This window comes from Pseudomonas sp. URMO17WK12:I11, from assembly GCF_007677725.1.
Taxonomy (GTDB): Bacteria; Pseudomonadota; Gammaproteobacteria; order Pseudomonadales; family Pseudomonadaceae; genus Aquipseudomonas.
In genome coordinates this window covers 236,845-251,127 of record NZ_VEDF01000006.1, presented here as the reverse complement: position 1 = coordinate 251,127, position 14,283 = coordinate 236,845, and the positions used below count along the sequence as shown (strand labels likewise).

At 63.8% G+C, this 14,283-nt stretch carries 15 protein-coding genes; all 15 read left to right on the top strand.

The genetic code is table 11. The annotated features are described in order from the left end of the window. Nucleotides 1–2: 2 nt before the first annotated feature. The 15 genes from FS665_RS14085 to fliA all read left to right on the top strand — a co-directional run bounded on the left by FS665_RS14085 (nt 3) and on the right by fliA (nt 14,257). Complete coding sequence (locus FS665_RS14085) at nt 3–1,694, top strand: fused response regulator/phosphatase (RefSeq protein WP_145189343.1); 1,692 nt, start codon at nt 3–5, stop codon at nt 1,692–1,694. A gap of 60 nt (nt 1,695–1,754) precedes the next feature. Further along, nucleotides 1,755–2,102, top strand: coding sequence for an Hpt domain-containing protein (locus FS665_RS14080; protein ID WP_145189340.1), 348 nt, complete (start codon nt 1,755–1,757; stop codon nt 2,100–2,102). 70 nt (nt 2,103–2,172) lie between these two features. Then, on the top strand, nt 2,173–3,486 hold the full coding sequence (locus FS665_RS14075; protein WP_145189337.1) for a flagellar hook-length control protein FliK: 1,314 nt from the start codon (nt 2,173–2,175) through the stop codon (nt 3,484–3,486). Nucleotides 3,487–3,596: 110 nt separating this feature from the next. Beyond that, nucleotides 3,597–4,094: a flagellar basal body-associated protein FliL gene (gene fliL / locus FS665_RS14070; RefSeq protein WP_145189334.1), complete on the top strand. Its 498-nt coding sequence runs from the start codon at nt 3,597–3,599 to the stop codon at nt 4,092–4,094. A gap of 9 nt (nt 4,095–4,103) precedes the next feature. Further along, entirely contained in the window at nt 4,104–5,072 is a 969-nt protein-coding gene (gene fliM / locus FS665_RS14065) for a flagellar motor switch protein FliM (RefSeq protein WP_027921190.1), read from the top strand. Nucleotides 5,073–5,118: 46 nt separating this feature from the next. Next, a complete protein-coding gene (gene fliN, locus FS665_RS14060) occupies nt 5,119–5,583 on the top strand; it encodes a flagellar motor switch protein FliN (RefSeq protein WP_145189331.1) in 465 nt (154 codons plus the stop codon). Further along, nucleotides 5,584–6,039 carry a flagellar biosynthetic protein FliO gene (gene fliO / locus FS665_RS14055; RefSeq protein ID WP_145189327.1) on the top strand — a complete coding sequence of 152 codons (456 nt, stop codon included), beginning with the start codon at nt 5,584–5,586 and terminating at the stop codon, nt 6,037–6,039. Further along, nucleotides 6,039–6,794, top strand: coding sequence for a flagellar type III secretion system pore protein FliP (gene fliP / locus FS665_RS14050; protein WP_145189324.1), 756 nt, complete (start codon nt 6,039–6,041; stop codon nt 6,792–6,794). The genes fliO and fliP overlap by 1 nt, the downstream gene beginning before the upstream one ends. Before the next feature lie 21 nt (nt 6,795–6,815). Further along, nucleotides 6,816–7,085 carry a flagellar biosynthesis protein FliQ gene (fliQ, locus tag FS665_RS14045; RefSeq protein ID WP_145189321.1) on the top strand — a complete coding sequence of 90 codons (270 nt, stop codon included), beginning with the start codon at nt 6,816–6,818 and terminating at the stop codon, nt 7,083–7,085. A 7-nt stretch (nt 7,086–7,092) separates the two neighbouring features. Then, a complete protein-coding gene (gene fliR / locus FS665_RS14040; RefSeq protein WP_145189318.1) occupies nt 7,093–7,869 on the top strand; it encodes a flagellar biosynthetic protein FliR in 777 nt (258 codons plus the stop codon). A gap of 2 nt (nt 7,870–7,871) precedes the next feature. Next, nucleotides 7,872–9,014 (top strand): flagellar biosynthesis protein FlhB, encoded by a 1,143-nt coding sequence (gene flhB / locus FS665_RS14035; RefSeq protein ID WP_145189315.1) that lies wholly within the window; start codon nt 7,872–7,874, stop codon nt 9,012–9,014. 130 nt (nt 9,015–9,144) lie between these two features. Further along, a complete protein-coding gene (gene flhA, locus FS665_RS14030; RefSeq protein WP_145189312.1) occupies nt 9,145–11,274 on the top strand; it encodes a flagellar biosynthesis protein FlhA in 2,130 nt (709 codons plus the stop codon). 11 nt (nt 11,275–11,285) lie between these two features. After that, nucleotides 11,286–12,593: a flagellar biosynthesis protein FlhF gene (flhF, locus tag FS665_RS14025; RefSeq protein ID WP_145189309.1), complete on the top strand. Its 1,308-nt coding sequence runs from the start codon at nt 11,286–11,288 to the stop codon at nt 12,591–12,593. 93 nt (nt 12,594–12,686) lie between these two features. After that, nucleotides 12,687–13,520 (top strand): flagellar synthesis regulator FleN, encoded by an 834-nt coding sequence (gene fleN, locus FS665_RS14020; RefSeq protein ID WP_145189306.1) that lies wholly within the window; start codon nt 12,687–12,689, stop codon nt 13,518–13,520. Next, on the top strand, nt 13,517–14,257 hold the full coding sequence (gene fliA, locus FS665_RS14015; protein ID WP_145189303.1) for an RNA polymerase sigma factor FliA: 741 nt from the start codon (nt 13,517–13,519) through the stop codon (nt 14,255–14,257). Before fleN ends, fliA begins: the two co-directional genes overlap by 4 nt. Nucleotides 14,258–14,283 lie beyond the last annotated feature (26 nt).

Sequence of the window (14,283 nt, the reverse complement as noted above, 5' to 3'; positions counted from 1 at the left end):
CCATGGCGGCCGAACACGCGTTGACCGTACTGGTGGCTGAAGACAGCGCGGTCGATCGTCTGCTGCTCGCGCAGATCGTGCGTCGCCAAGGCCACCACGTGTATACCGCGCAGAACGGCGAGCAAGCCGTGGCGCTGTTCGCGCAAAAACGGCCGCAACTGGTGCTGCTCGATGCGCTGATGCCGGTGATGGACGGTTTCGAGGCGGCGCGGCAGATCAAGCGCCTGGCCGGCGAAGCCCTGGTGCCGATCATCTTCCTCACCTCGCTGAACGAGGAGCAGGCGCTGGTGCGTTGCCTGGAGGCCGGTGGTGATGACTTCATGGCCAAGCCCTACAGCGCGGTGATCCTGGCCGCCAAGATCCGTGCCATGGATCGCCTGCGGCGCTTGCAGGCCACCGTACTCGAGCAGCGGGACCAGATTAGCCGGCACCACCACCATCTGCTCAACGAGCAGCGCGTGGCCAAGGCGGTGTTCGACAAGATCGCCCACTCCGGCTGCATCACCGCACCGAACATCCGTTACCTGCAATCGCCTTATGCCCTGTTCAATGGCGACCTGTTGCTGGCCGCGTTCACGCCGGCCGGCGACATGCATGTGCTGCTGGGCGATTTCACCGGCCATGGTCTGCCGGCTGCCGTTGGCGCCATGCCCCTGGCCGAGGTGTTCTATGGCATGACCGCCAAAGGCTACGGCCTGGCGCAGATGCTGCGCGAGATGAACGCCAAGCTCAAGCGCATCCTGCCGGTGGACATGTTCTGCTGCGCCATGCTGCTCAATGTGTCGGTCCAGCGTGGTGCTGTCGAGGTGTGGAATGGCGGGATGCCGGACGGCTATCGGCTCTCGGCGGATGGCCAGGTGCTGGGACAGCTACCGTCACGTCACTTGCCATTGGGCATTCTGGCGCCAGAACGCTTCGATGACAGCACCGAGGTGCTGCCACTGGCGGCCGGCGAGCGGGTATTGCTGTTGTCGGATGGCGTGGTCGACACCGCCGACGAGCAAGAGCGCCTGTTCGGCGTCGAGCGCCTGCATCAGGTACTGGCCGCCAACCGTGAGCCGGCGGCGCTGTTCGATGAGCTGATGCAGGCGCTGGCGCGTTTCGGTGGGCGCCCACGCGACGACATCAGCCTGTGCGACATCCGCATGTTCGCCAGCAGCGAGCGGGTGCCGGCACCGACCCTGTATTCCGACAGTGGTCGCTCCAGTCCCCTGGACTGGTCGCTGGGCTTTGTACTGCGCGGGGAGACCCTGCGGCGCTTCAACCCCGTTCCGTACCTGGTGCAGCTGTTGCAAGAGATCCACGGCTTGCGCCCGCACACCGGGGCGCTGCACAGCGTGCTCAGCGAGCTGTACGCCAACGCCCTGGAGCACGGCGTGCTGGCACTGGATTCACAGCTCAAGCGCGATGTGCAGGGTTTTGCCGACTACTATCAAGAGCGCGCCCGGCGCCTGGCACGCCTGACCGAGGGTTTCGTGCGCATCGACCTGGAAGTTGAACCGCTGGGCAATGGCGGGCGTCTTACCCTTGAGGTACGCGACAGCGGCGCTGGTTTCGATGTGCAAGAAGTGCTGGCACGACCGGCCCCGCAGCAGGGGCTGAGCGGGCGCGGGCTGCACCTGGTGCAGCGCCTGGGTAGCCGTGCCCAATGGTGCGAGGGAGGCCGCTGTGCCCGTGTGCAGTTCGACTGGTGATGGCTCTGGAGGCCCGCACCGCAGCTCAGGCATAATCCAGCTTGATCAGGGAGTGAGCAAGTGACCGACATCCATATCGATTTGAAGGTGCTCAGCGATTTGCAGGAGGTCATGGAAGATGGCTATCTGCAGTTGCTCGAGACCTTTCTGGAAGACTCCGCGCAGCGTTTGCATCAGCTGCACGAGGCCAAGAGTGCCGACGAGCTCGGCATGGCCGCGCACAGCTTCAAAGGCAGCAGCAGCAACATGGGTGCGGTAGGCCTGGCCCGGTTGTGCCAGCAGCTCGAAGAGCGCGTCAGAACGCGGCCGCTGTATGGCATCGAGGACCTGATCAACCGCATCGATCAGGAATACCTTGAAGTGCAGCATTTCTATCGCGGTGAGCGCGAGCGCGTTTCGGCCAGCTGACTACAAGTTGGCTCGACTTTTGCCTCTCTGAAGCCAGATGTCATTTCGTTTCTGGCGCGGAGACCCGTCAATGCCTGTCGCACCCAACCCATTGATACAAGCCACCACCCTCGGCAAGCCGTCGAACACGGCCGCTGCGCGGATGGACAAACCGCTGCAGGCGGCAGGCGAGGCGGGCGGCTTCGATCGGGTCATGGCGCGCCAGGGCCGCGACAAGTCGCCCGCCATGCCGGCGAAGCCGCCGCAGGCGCAGCCGAAGGACAAACCCGAGCCTGCTCATGGCGGCAACACGCATGCCGCTGACAAGTCGGCGCTTGCCGATGACGGCAAAACGTTGCCAGGCGACGATGCCTCTTCGCCTGCCGCCGACAGTGCGCTGGCCAACGACCCCGGCTCGGTCGACGCCACCCTGGTCGCCGGCCAGGTCACCGATGCCCAGCCTGGCGCCCAGTTGCTGCAGGCCCAGGCAGAGGCAGTGGCGCCGGTGCTGCAGGCGGCAGTGCGACAAGCACCCACGACGCCGGTGGCCGAGCCAGTGACCCAGGCATCAGAGGGCGAAAGCTTCGATCCGCAAGCTGATCCGCTGGCCAACCTGCCGACGTTGCGTCTGGCGCTGGAGCACAATGCCCAGGCCAAGGGCACCACTTCGGCCCACGCCGGCGACACCACCAACGGCGATACAGCCGATGACCAAGCGCCCGTCAATCCATTGGCGAACCTGGTTGACGAAGCCAAGGACCACAAAGGCCAGGGGCAAGGCGGCGACAAAGCCTTCAGCGCTTTGCTCGAAGACGGCCTGAAAACGCCCAAGGGTGTTGCCGGCGACACCCGCGTCGATGACTTTGCCAACCGCTTGGCCAACCTGACCCAGGCAGTCACTTCCACGCCGGTCAATGGTGCCAGTGCCGCGCCGGTCAACGCCAACCCCTTGCAACAACCGCTGATGATGAACCAGGGCGCCTGGGCCGAGGGGCTGGTCAACCGCGTGATGTATCTGTCGAGCCAGAATCTCAAGTCGGCGGATATCCAGCTGGAGCCGGCTGAGCTCGGGCGTCTGGATATTCGCGTCAATGTCGCCACCGACCAGTCCACCCAGGTCACCTTCATCAGTGGTCATGCCGGTGTCCGTGATGCCCTGGACAGCCAGGTCCACCGCTTGCGCGAGCTGTTCGCCCAGCAGGGCCTGGCGCAGCCAGACGTCAACGTCGCCGATCAATCACGCCAGCAACAGCAGCAGGCGCAGCAGCAAGCGGCAGAGTTGTCCGGCGTGGCGGCTCGGCGTGGCCAGGGCGGGGGCGCCGAGCAGGGCGAGTTGGCCGACGCGGCGCGGCCTGTCGAGCAACAGGTGGTGATTGGCGACAGCGCTGTGGACTACTACGCCTGATGAGCGCTTGAGCGGTCGCGACCCGTCTGGCAGCTCCTGACAAACCTGGCATAACACTTGCTCAAGCCCCGTCATCCACTTTTAAAACCGCTGGACGACGGATTATTGGCATGGCGAAGAGCGACGCAGTGAAAGACCCCGCCGCAAAAGGCAAACTCAAGCTGATCCTGCTGCTGGTGCTGGCCCTGCTGCTGGCGGTCGGCCTGTCGGTAGGCGCGACCTGGTTCATCATGCACAAGAGTGAATCGGCGCCGGCGCCGCAGGCGGCCGCCAGCAACGTCAAGGCGCCGGCCATCTATGTACCGCTGGCACCGGCCTTCGTGGTCAACTTCAACCAGAACGGTCGCCAGCGCTACATGCAGCTGAGCATCACCCTGCAGGGCCGCAACCAGGCTGACCTCGATGCACTGGCGGTGCACATGCCGGTGATCCGCAACAACCTGGTGATGATGTTCTCGGGCCAGGGTTTCGACACGCTCTCGGCCAGTTCCGTCGGCCAGGAAATGCTGCGCCAGAAAGCCACCGCCGTGGTCCAGGAAGTGGCGCAGAAGGAAGTCGGCAAGCCTGTGATCGATCAGCTGCTGTTCACCAATTTCGTATTGCAGTAGGAGTCCGCAATGGCCGTACAGGACCTGCTGTCCCAGGATGAGATCGATGCCCTGCTGCATGGCGTCGACGATGGGCTGGTACAGACCGAGAGCGTTGCCGAGCCTGGCAGCATCAAGAGCTACGACCTGACCAGCCAGGATCGGATCGTGCGCGGTCGCATGCCGACCCTGGAAATGATCAACGAGCGTTTCGCCCGCTACACCCGCATCAGCATGTTCAACCTGCTGCGCCGCTCGGCGGACGTGGCGGTCGGTGGCGTGCAGGTGATGAAGTTCGGCGAATACGTGCATTCGCTGTATGTGCCGACCAGCCTCAATCTGGTCAAGATCAAGCCGTTGCGCGGCACTGCGCTGTTCATCCTGGACGCCAAGCTGGTGTTCAAGCTGGTCGACAACTTCTTCGGCGGCGACGGCCGTCACGCCAAGATCGAAGGCCGCGAATTCACCCCGACCGAGTTGCGCGTGGTGCGCATGGTGCTGGACCAGTGCTTCGTCGACCTCAAGGAAGCCTGGCAGGCGATCATGCCGGTCAACTTCGAGTACATGAACTCCGAGGTCAATCCGGCGATGGCCAACATCGTCGGCCCGAGCGAGGCGGTGGTGGTGTCGACCTTCCACATCGAGCTCGACGGCGGCGGCGGCGACCTGCACGTGACCATGCCGTACTCGATGATCGAGCCGGTGCGCGAAATGCTCGATGCCGGTTTCCAGTCGGACCTGGACGACCAGGACGAGCGCTGGGTCAAGGCCCTGCGCGAAGACGTGCTCGACGTCTCGGTGCCGCTGACCGCCACCGTTGCCCGACGCCAGCTCAAGCTGCGCGACATCCTGCACATGCAGGCCGGCGATGTGATCCCGGTGGAGCTGCCCGAGCACCTGGTGCTGCGCGCCAACGGCGTGCCGTCGTTCAAGGCGCGCCTGGGCTCGCACAAGGGCAACCTGGCCCTGCAGATCATCGACCCGATCGAGCGCCGCTGAAGGCACGCCGATCGCTCCCAACGAATTGAATGCTGTCGAGGACATCATGGCTAACGAAAACGAGATCACTTCACCGGAAGACCAGGCCCTGGCCGACGAGTGGGCAGCAGCGCTGGAAGAAACCGGTGATGCCGGGCAATCCGACATTGACGCGCTGCTGGCCGGCGACGGCGGCAAGCCCGGCGCCGGGCGCCTGCCCATGGAAGAGTTCGCCAGCTCGCCGCGGCCGAACGAGAACGTCAGCCTCGAAGGCCCCAACCTGGATGTGATCCTGGACATCCCAGTGAACATTTCCATGGAAGTGGGTAGCACCGAGATCAACATCCGTAACCTGCTGCAGCTCAACCAGGGCTCGGTGATCGAACTCGATCGCCTGGCTGGCGAGCCGCTCGATGTGCTGGTCAACGGCACGCTGATCGCCCATGGCGAAGTGGTGGTGGTCAACGAGAAGTTCGGCATTCGCCTGACCGACGTGATCAGTCCAAGCGAACGCATCAAGAAGCTGCGCTGAGTGAAGGCTTCAATACGCCGCTTCGCCGCCCTGGGTGCGCTGCTGGTCAGCGAACTGGCGTTCGCCGCAACGCCGGCGGCCAGTCCCACTGTCACCCCGACGGCGGCCCCCGGCAGCCTCGGCGGGCAACTGGCGCAGATGGTCTTTGGCCTGCTGCTGGTGGTCGGCCTGATCTTCTTCCTGGCCTGGGTGCTGCGGCGCATGCAAGGCGCCGCCCCCAAGGGCGGGCAGGTGATCGAGATCGTCGGCAGCCGCGCGATCGGCCCGCGTGACCGTCTGCTGCTGGTGCAGATCGGCCGCGAGCAGATCTTGATCGGCCATACCCCAGGCAGCATCGAAGCCCTGCACGTCATGGCCGAACCCGTCGAGGTGCCGGTCGGTGCCCGCCAGGCCACGCCGGAATTTGCCCAGCGCCTGATGGAGCTGATGGGCAAGGATCATAAGGACAACACGTGATGAGCGGCGCGCTGCGCATTGTATTGACCCTGGCGCTGCTGCTGGCCGCGCCGCTGGCGCTGGGTGCCGACCCGTTGTCGATTCCGGCCATCACCCTGTCCAACACCGCCGACGGGCAGCAGGAGTATTCGGTCAGCCTGCAGATCTTGCTGATCATGACGGCGCTGAGTTTCATCCCCGCGTTCGTCATTCTGATGACCAGCTTCACCCGCATCATCATCGTCTTCTCGATCCTGCGCCAGGCGCTGGGCTTGCAGCAGACGCCGTCGAACCAGGTGCTGACCGGCATGGCGCTGTTCCTTACCCTGTTCATCATGGCGCCGGTGTTCGACCGGGTGAACCAGGATGCCTTGCAGCCGTACCTGAACGAGCAGATGACCGCACAGCAAGCGGTGGAAAAAGCCCAGGGCCCACTCAAGGAGTTCATGCTGGCGCAGACCCGGCAGAGCGACCTGGACCTGTTCATGCGCTTGTCCAAGCGCACCGACATCGCTGGGCCCGAACAGGTGCCGTTGACCATCCTGGTGCCGGCGTTCGTCACCTCGGAGCTCAAGACCGCCTTCCAGATCGGCTTCATGATCTTCATTCCGTTTCTGATCATCGACATGGTGGTCGCCAGTGTGCTGATGGCCATGGGTATGATGATGCTGTCGCCGTTGATCATCTCGCTGCCGTTCAAGATCATGCTGTTCGTCCTGGTCGATGGCTGGGCGCTGATCATGGGTACCTTGGCCGGCAGTTTCGGTGGCGTCTGATGCTGCCAGGGAGAGCCTTGCATGACACCTGAAGTCGCTGTCGATCTGTTCCGCGATGCCTTGTGGCTGACCACCCTGATGGTCGCCGTGCTGGTGGTCCCCAGCCTGCTGGTCGGCCTGGTGGTGGCGATGTTCCAGGCCGCTACGCAGATCAACGAGCAGACCTTGAGCTTCCTGCCGCGTCTGCTGGTGATGCTGGTCACGCTGATCGTCGCCGGGCCTTGGTTGGTGCAGAAGTTCATGGAGTACATCACCAGCCTGTACACCAGCATTCCGCAGCTGATCGGTTGAGCCGGCCATGCTCGAACTGACCGATGCGCAGATAGGCACCTGGGTCGCCACGTTCATCCTGCCGCTGTTCCGGGTGACCGCGGTGCTGATGACCATGCCGATTTTCGGCACGCGCATGCTGCCGGCGCGCATCCGTCTGTACGTGGCGCTGGCGATCACCGTGGTGATCGTGCCGGGGTTGCCGCCGCTGCCCGAATTCGAGCCGCTGAGCCTGCGCGGTTTGCTGCTGTGCGCCGAGCAGGTGATCGTCGGCGCGCTGTTCGGGTTTTCCTTGCAGCTGCTGTTTCAGGCCTTCGTCATCGCCGGGCAGATCATCGCCGTGCAGATGGGCATGGCCTTCGCCTCCATGGTCGACCCGGCCAACGGCGTCAATGTGGCGGTGGTCAGCCAGTTCATGACCATGCTGGTCAGCGTGCTGTTCCTGTTGATGAACGGTCACCTGGTGGTGTTCGAAGTGCTGACCGAAAGTTTCAGCACCTTGCCGGTGGGCAATGCATTGGTGGTCAGTCACTTCTGGGACATGGCCGGGCGCCTGAGCTGGGTGTTCGGTGCGGGGCTGCTGCTGATCCTGCCGGCGATCACCGCGCTGCTGGTGGTCAACATCGCCTTCGGCGTGATGACCCGCGCCGCGCCCCAGTTGAACATCTTCTCCATCGGTTTCCCCCTGACCCTGGTGCTGGGCATGGCGATCTTCTGGATCGGCCTGGCTGATGTGTTGTCGCATTATCAGGTATTGGCCAGCGAAGCCCTGCAGTGGCTGCGTGAACTGGCGAGGGCGCGCTAGCGATGGCAGAGAGCGAGAGCGGTCAGGACAAGACGGAAGACCCCACCGACAAGCGCAAGCGCGACGCGCGAGAGAAAGGTGAGATCGCCCGCTCCAAGGAGCTCAATACCGTCGCCACGACCCTGGCCGGTGCCGGGGCGCTGATGGCGTTCGGCGGTAACCTGGCGCAAACCCTCATGGCCTTGATGCGCATGAATTTTTCCTTGAGCCGCGAGGTGCTGATCGACGAGGGCTCGATGGGCATGTTCCTGCTGGCCTCGGGCAAGATGGCGATCTGGGCCGTACAGCCGGTGCTCATGCTGTTGTTCATCATCGCTTTCGTCTCGCCCATAGCCCTGGGCGGTTTCATCTTCTCCGGCAGCCTGTTGCAACCGAAATTCAGCCGCATGAACCCGCTGTCGGGGATCAAGCGCATGTTCTCGATCAACTCGCTAACCGAACTGCTCAAGGCGATGGCCAAGTTCGTGGTGATCCTGATCGTGGCGCTGGTGGTACTCAACAGCGACCGCCAGGCGCTGCTGGCGATTGCCAACGAGCCCATGGAGCAGGCGATCATTCACAGTGCCCAGGTGGTTGGCTGGAGCGCGCTGTGGATGGCGGCAGGCCTGCTGCTGATCGCTGCCGCCGACGTACCGTTCCAGCTGTGGCAGACCCACAAGAAGCTGAAGATGACCAAGCAGGAGGTCAAGGACGAGTACAAGGACAGCGAAGGCAAGCCCGAGGTGAAACAGCGCATTCGCCAGCTGCAGCGCGAAGTGTCGCAGCGGCGCATGATGGCGGCCATACCCGAGGCCGATGTGATCATTACCAACCCGACTCATTACGCGGTGGCGTTGCAGTACGACCCGGAAAAGGGTGGGGTGGCGCCTTTGCTGGTGGCCAAGGGCACCGACTTCGTCGCCCTGAAAATTCGCGAGATCGCCGTCGAGCACCAGGTGCAGATTCTCGAGTCGCCCGCCTTGGCACGGGCGATCTACTACTCCACCGAGGTTGAAGGGGAGATTCCGGCGGGGTTGTACCTGGCGGTGGCGCAGGTGTTGGCCTATGTGTTCCAGATCCGCCAGTACCATGCCGGGAAGGGCAAGCGGCCAGAGCCGTTGAAAAAAGATCTGCCGATTCCAAGCGACCTGCAGCGCGATAGCTGACAGCCACCCGCCTCGGCGCTCGACCTCACGAGCGCAAAATCCGCTGCGCCCAACGAAGTTGGAAAGCTTCTTGCAAAGCCACGCCCGAGCGCCCCTCGGGCGTCAAAGTTTTGCATCAAGAGGACTCGCGGTGGATCGCACTCAGTTAATCAGCAACGCCCGCAACAACCTGGCCGGACTCGGCCGGGGCAACCTGGGCGTGCCGCTGCTGCTGCTGGTGATGTTGGCAATGATGATGTTGCCGATACCGCCGTTCCTGCTCGACGTGTTCTTCACCTTCAACATTGCCTTGTCGATCGTGGTCCTGTTGGTCTGCGTGTATGCCTTGCGGCCCCTGGACTTCGCCGCATTCCCCACCATCCTGCTGGTCGCGACCTTGCTGCGCCTGGCGCTGAACGTGGCCTCAACGCGCGTGGTGATGCTCCACGGCCAGGAGGGCCACGGCGCTGCCGGTAAGGTCATCCAGGCTTTCGGTGAGGTGGTGATCGGCGGCAATTACGTGGTGGGTGCGGTGGTGTTCGCCATCCTCATGATCATCAACTTCGTGGTCGTGACCAAAGGTGCCGGGCGGATTTCCGAGGTCAGTGCGCGCTTCACCCTCGACGCCATGCCCGGCAAGCAGATGGCCATCGATGCCGATCTCAACGCCGGCCTGATCGACCAGGCACAGGCCAAGGCCCGTCGCGCCGAGGTGGCGCAGGAGGCCGAGTTCTATGGTTCGATGGACGGTGCCAGCAAGTTCGTGCGCGGCGACGCCATCGCCGGCCTGTTGATCCTGTTCATCAACCTGATCGGCGGCATGCTGATCGGCATGCTGCAGCACAACATGTCGTTCAGCGACGCCGGCAAGGTCTACGCACTGCTGACCATCGGTGACGGTTTGGTGGCGCAGTTGCCATCGCTGCTGCTGTCCACCGCCGCCGCGATCATGGTCACCCGTGCTTCGGGCTCCGAGGACATGGGCAAGCTGATCAACCGGCAGATGTTCGATTCGCCCAAGGCGCTGGCGGTTTCGGCCGCGTTGATGATCATCATGGGCCTGGTGCCGGGCATGCCGCACATCGCCTTCATCAGCCTCGGCCTGCTCGCCGCTGGCGGCGCCTACCTGGTGTGGAAAAAGCAGCAAAAGGGCAAGATCGCCGCGCAGCAGGAAGCGCAGCGCCAGCAGGACCTGTTGCCATCGCCACAGCGGGCCATGGAAACCAAGGAGCTGGGTTGGGACGACGTGACGCCCATCGACATGATCGGCCTGGAGGTTGGCTACCGGCTGATTCCACTGGTCGATCGCAACCAGGGCGGACAGTTGCTGGCGCGGATCAAGGGCGTACGCAAGAAGCTCTCGCAGGACCTGGGCTTCCTCATGCCTACCGTGCACATTCGCGATAACCTCGACCTGCAGCCCAGCGCCTACCGCTTGACCTTGATGGGCGTGATTCTCGCCGAAGCCGATATCTACCCCGACCGTGAGCTTGCGATCAACCCCGGCCAGGTGTTCGGCACCCTGAACGGCATCGCTGCCCGCGACCCGGCTTTCGGCCTGGAAGCGGTGTGGATCGACATCGCCCAGCGCGCCCAGGCGCAGTCGCTGGGCTATACCGTGGTCGACGCCAGCACGGTAGTCGCTACCCACCTCAACCAGATCCTGCAGAAGCATTGCCATGAGCTGATCGGTCACGAGGAGGTCCAGCAGTTGCTGCAGGTGCTGTCCAAGGCTTCGCCTAAACTTGCAGAAGAGCTGGTACCGGGTGTCATTTCCTTGTCAGGCCTGTTGAAGGTCTTGCAAGCCTTGTTGTCAGAGCAGGTACCGGTGCGCGATATCCGCAGTATTGCCGAGGCGATCGCCAACAACGCCAGCAAGAGTCAAGATACCGCCGCGCTAGTCGCCGCTGTGCGCGTCGGATTGTGTCGCGCCATCGTGCAAAGCATTGTCGGCGTTGAGTCGGAGCTGCCTGTTATCACCCTGGAGCCAAGGTTGGAACAGATCTTGCTCAATAGTTTGCAAAGGGCCGGGCAAGGTCAGGAAGACGGTGTTCTTCTTGAGCCGAGCATGGCTGAGAAGCTGCAGCGCTCGCTGATCGACGCCTGCCAGCGCCAGGAGATGCAAGGCCAGCCGGCCATCCTCCTGGTGGCTGGCCCGATCCGCGCGATGCTGTCGCGATTCGGCCGCCTGGCTGTACCGAATTTGCATGTTCTGGCGTATCAGGAAATACCGGATAACAAGCAAGTCACCATCGTTGCCACAGTGGGCCCCAACGGCTGAGGTAGTGGATTATGCAAGTCAAGCGTTTCTTCGCCGCCGATATGCGTCAGGCCATGAAGCTGGTTCGTGATGAGCTGGGCTCCGATGCCGCCATCATCGGTAACCGCCGCATCGCCGGCGGGGTCGAGCTGACCGCTGCGCTGGACTACAAGCTGTCTGCGCTGGCCCCGCGGGTGCCCAATGCCGAGCTCGAGGAAGAGCTGCGCAAGACCCAATCGCGTATCGCCACCGCCCAGGCCGAGCTGGACAGCCGCAGCGACGCCAGCGAAGGCAACCGCCAGCTGTTCGCCGGCCAGTCCCTGACCGCCGCCGAGCCGTTGATCGAGCCGCACGTTGACGTGCCGGCGGCGCCTGCCGCGCCAGCCCAGGCGGCGGTCGACCCGCGCCTGTTCGATGCCATGCGCTCGGAGCTCTCGGGGCTGCGCGAGCTGCTCGAGGTGCAGCTCGGCTCGCTGGCCTGGAACCAGCTGCAGGGCAGGAAACCGGCGCAGGCCAATCTTTGGCGGCGCTTGCAGCGCATTGGCCTGTCCGGGCCGATCGCCCGCGAATTGCTTGATCTGACCTGCGAAATCGAAGAACCGCGCCAGGCCTGGCGCATGCTGTTGGCGCATCTGGCCCGCATGATCCAGGTGCCCCAGGTAGAACCGATCGAAGAGGGCGGCGTGATCGCCATGGTCGGCCCGGCCGGCATGGGCAAGACCACCACCCTGGCCAAGCTCGCGGCGCGCTACGTGCTCAAGTACGGCCCGCACAACCTGGCCCTGGTGAGCATGGACAGCTTCCGCATTGGCGCTCAGGAGCAGCTCAAGACCCTGGGCCGCATACTCAACGTGCCGGTGACCTATGTCGACCCTGGGCAGTCGCTGGCGGCCGCGCTCGAGCCACTGCTGCGCAAGCGCGTGGTGCTGATCGACACCGCAGGTTTGCAGGCCAGCGACCCGGCCCTGCGCATGCAGCTGGAAACCCTGGCCGGGCGTGGCATCGCCGCCAAGAATTACCTGGTGCTGGCCACCACCAGCCAGAAGCAGGTGCTGACCGCTGCCTATCACAGCTACAAGCGCTGCGGGCTGGCCGGTTGCATCCTGAGCAAACTCGATGAAACGGCGAGCCTCGGCGACGTGCTGAGCCTGGCCATCACCCATGAACTGCCCGTGGCCTACCTGACCGATGGCCCGCGCATTCCTGATGATCTGCACCTGCCGCGCCCGCACCAGCTGGTGACCCGCGCAGTCAACGTGCAATTGCAGGACGAGCCCAGCGAAGAGGCCATGGCCGACGTGTTCGCTGATCTCTACCACAACCCGCGACGTGCGGGTTGAGGAGCCAACGTATGCACAGTACCTACATTCCGGAACCCGTCATCGCGCGTTGCGCGTGGCAGGGGGCCAAGCGAGACAAGGTAAACAACCAACATGGGTAGCATGCATCCCGTACAGGTAATTGCCGTCACCGGTGGTAAAGGTGGCGTGGGCAAGACCAACGTTTCAGTGAACCTGTCCCTGGCACTGGCCGAACTCGGCCGGCGGGTGATGCTGCTGGACGCCGACCTGGGCCTGGCCAACGTCGATGTGTTGCTGGGCCTGACGCCCAAGCGCACCTTGGCCGACGTCATCGAAGGCCGTTGCGAGCTGCGCGATGTCCTTCTGCAGGGCCCGGGCGGGGTGCGCATCGTCCCGGCGGCCTCCGGCACCCAGAGCATGGTGCACCTGGCCCCTGCCCAGCACGCCGGTTTGATCCAGGCCTTCAGCGAGGTAGGCGACAACCTCGACGTGCTGGTCATCGACACCGCAGCCGGAATCGGCGACTCGGTGGTCAGCTTCGTGCGCGCGGCCCAGGAGGTGTTGCTGGTGGTCTGCGACGAGCCGACCTCGATCACCGACGCCTACGCACTGATCAAGCTGCTCAACCGCGACTACGGTATGAACCGTTTCCGCGTTCTGGCCAACATGGCGCAGAGCCCCCAGGAGGGGCGCAACCTGTTCGCCAAGTTGACCAAGGTCACCGATCGCTTCCTCGATGTCGCCTTACAATACGTCGGCGCCGTGCCCTACGACGAGAGCGTGCGCAAGGCTGTACAGAAACAACGTGCGGTGTACGAGGCCTTCCCGCGTTCCAAGTGCGCGCTGGCCTTCAAGGCCATTGCGCAGAAGGTCGACAGCTGGCCGTTGCCGGCCAACCCGCGCGGTCATCTTGAGTTCTTCGTCGAGCGTCTGGTGCAGCCCACCAGCGCAGGACCGGTCCTATGAGCGCAAGCGGCTTCAAGATGTACAGCAAGGCGTCCAAGGATGCCCAGTACGAGCTGGTCGAGCGCTATGCGCCGCTGGTCAAGCGCATCGCCTACCACTTGCTGGCGCGCCTGCCGGCCAACGTCCAGGTCGAGGACCTGATCCAGGCCGGCATGATCGGCCTGCTGGAAGTGGCCAACAAGTACGACGCCAGCAAGGGCGCGAGCTTCGAGACCTATGCCGGTATTCGTATCCGTGGCGCCATGCTCGACGAGGTGCGCAAGGGCGACTGGGCGCCGCGTTCGGTGCACCGTAATACGCGCATGGTCAGCGATGCGATGCGTGCTGTGGAAGCAAGAACTGGCCGCGACGCTAAAGATCATGAAGTTGCTGCCGAACTCCAATTGAGTCTCGATGATTACTACGGGATCTTGAACGATACCTTGGGTAGCCGGCTGTTCAGTTTCGACGACCTGTTGCAGGACGGCGAGCACGAAGGCCTGCATGAGGATGGCGTCAGTGGCCAGGTCGAGCCGTCGCGCGATCTGGAAGACGAGCGCTTCCAGGCTGCCCTGACCGACGCGATCGCCAATCTGCCGGAGCGTGAGCGGCTGGTGCTGGCGCTGTACTACGACGAAGAGCTGAACCTCAAGGAAATCGGTGAGGTGCTGGGGGTCAGCGAATCGCGGGTCAGCCAGCTGCACAGCCAGTGCGCCGCGCGCTTGCGCAGCCGCCTTGGGGAATGGCGGGCGCGTTGAGCCCGAGGGTCGTTGCAGTCGTTTTC

Coding starts and splice junctions, on each gene's coding strand:
- fliQ (WP_145189321.1), top strand. CDS start 6,816: ATGACACCTGAAGTCGCTGTCGATCTGTTCCGCGATGCCTTGTGGCTG.
- flhB (WP_145189315.1), top strand. CDS start 7,872: ATGGCAGAGAGCGAGAGCGGTCAGGACAAGACGGAAGACCCCACCGAC.
- flhF (WP_145189309.1), top strand. CDS start 11,286: ATGCAAGTCAAGCGTTTCTTCGCCGCCGATATGCGTCAGGCCATGAAG.
- fliN (WP_145189331.1), top strand. CDS start 5,119: ATGGCTAACGAAAACGAGATCACTTCACCGGAAGACCAGGCCCTGGCC.
- FS665_RS14075 (WP_145189337.1), top strand. CDS start 2,173: ATGCCTGTCGCACCCAACCCATTGATACAAGCCACCACCCTCGGCAAG.
- fleN (WP_145189306.1), top strand. CDS start 12,687: ATGGGTAGCATGCATCCCGTACAGGTAATTGCCGTCACCGGTGGTAAA.
- fliM (WP_027921190.1), top strand. CDS start 4,104: ATGGCCGTACAGGACCTGCTGTCCCAGGATGAGATCGATGCCCTGCTG.
- fliA (WP_145189303.1), top strand. CDS start 13,517: ATGAGCGCAAGCGGCTTCAAGATGTACAGCAAGGCGTCCAAGGATGCC.
- FS665_RS14085 (WP_145189343.1), top strand. CDS start 3: ATGGCGGCCGAACACGCGTTGACCGTACTGGTGGCTGAAGACAGCGCG.
- fliR (WP_145189318.1), top strand. CDS start 7,093: ATGCTCGAACTGACCGATGCGCAGATAGGCACCTGGGTCGCCACGTTC.
- fliP (WP_145189324.1), top strand. CDS start 6,039: ATGAGCGGCGCGCTGCGCATTGTATTGACCCTGGCGCTGCTGCTGGCC.
- fliL (WP_145189334.1), top strand. CDS start 3,597: ATGGCGAAGAGCGACGCAGTGAAAGACCCCGCCGCAAAAGGCAAACTC.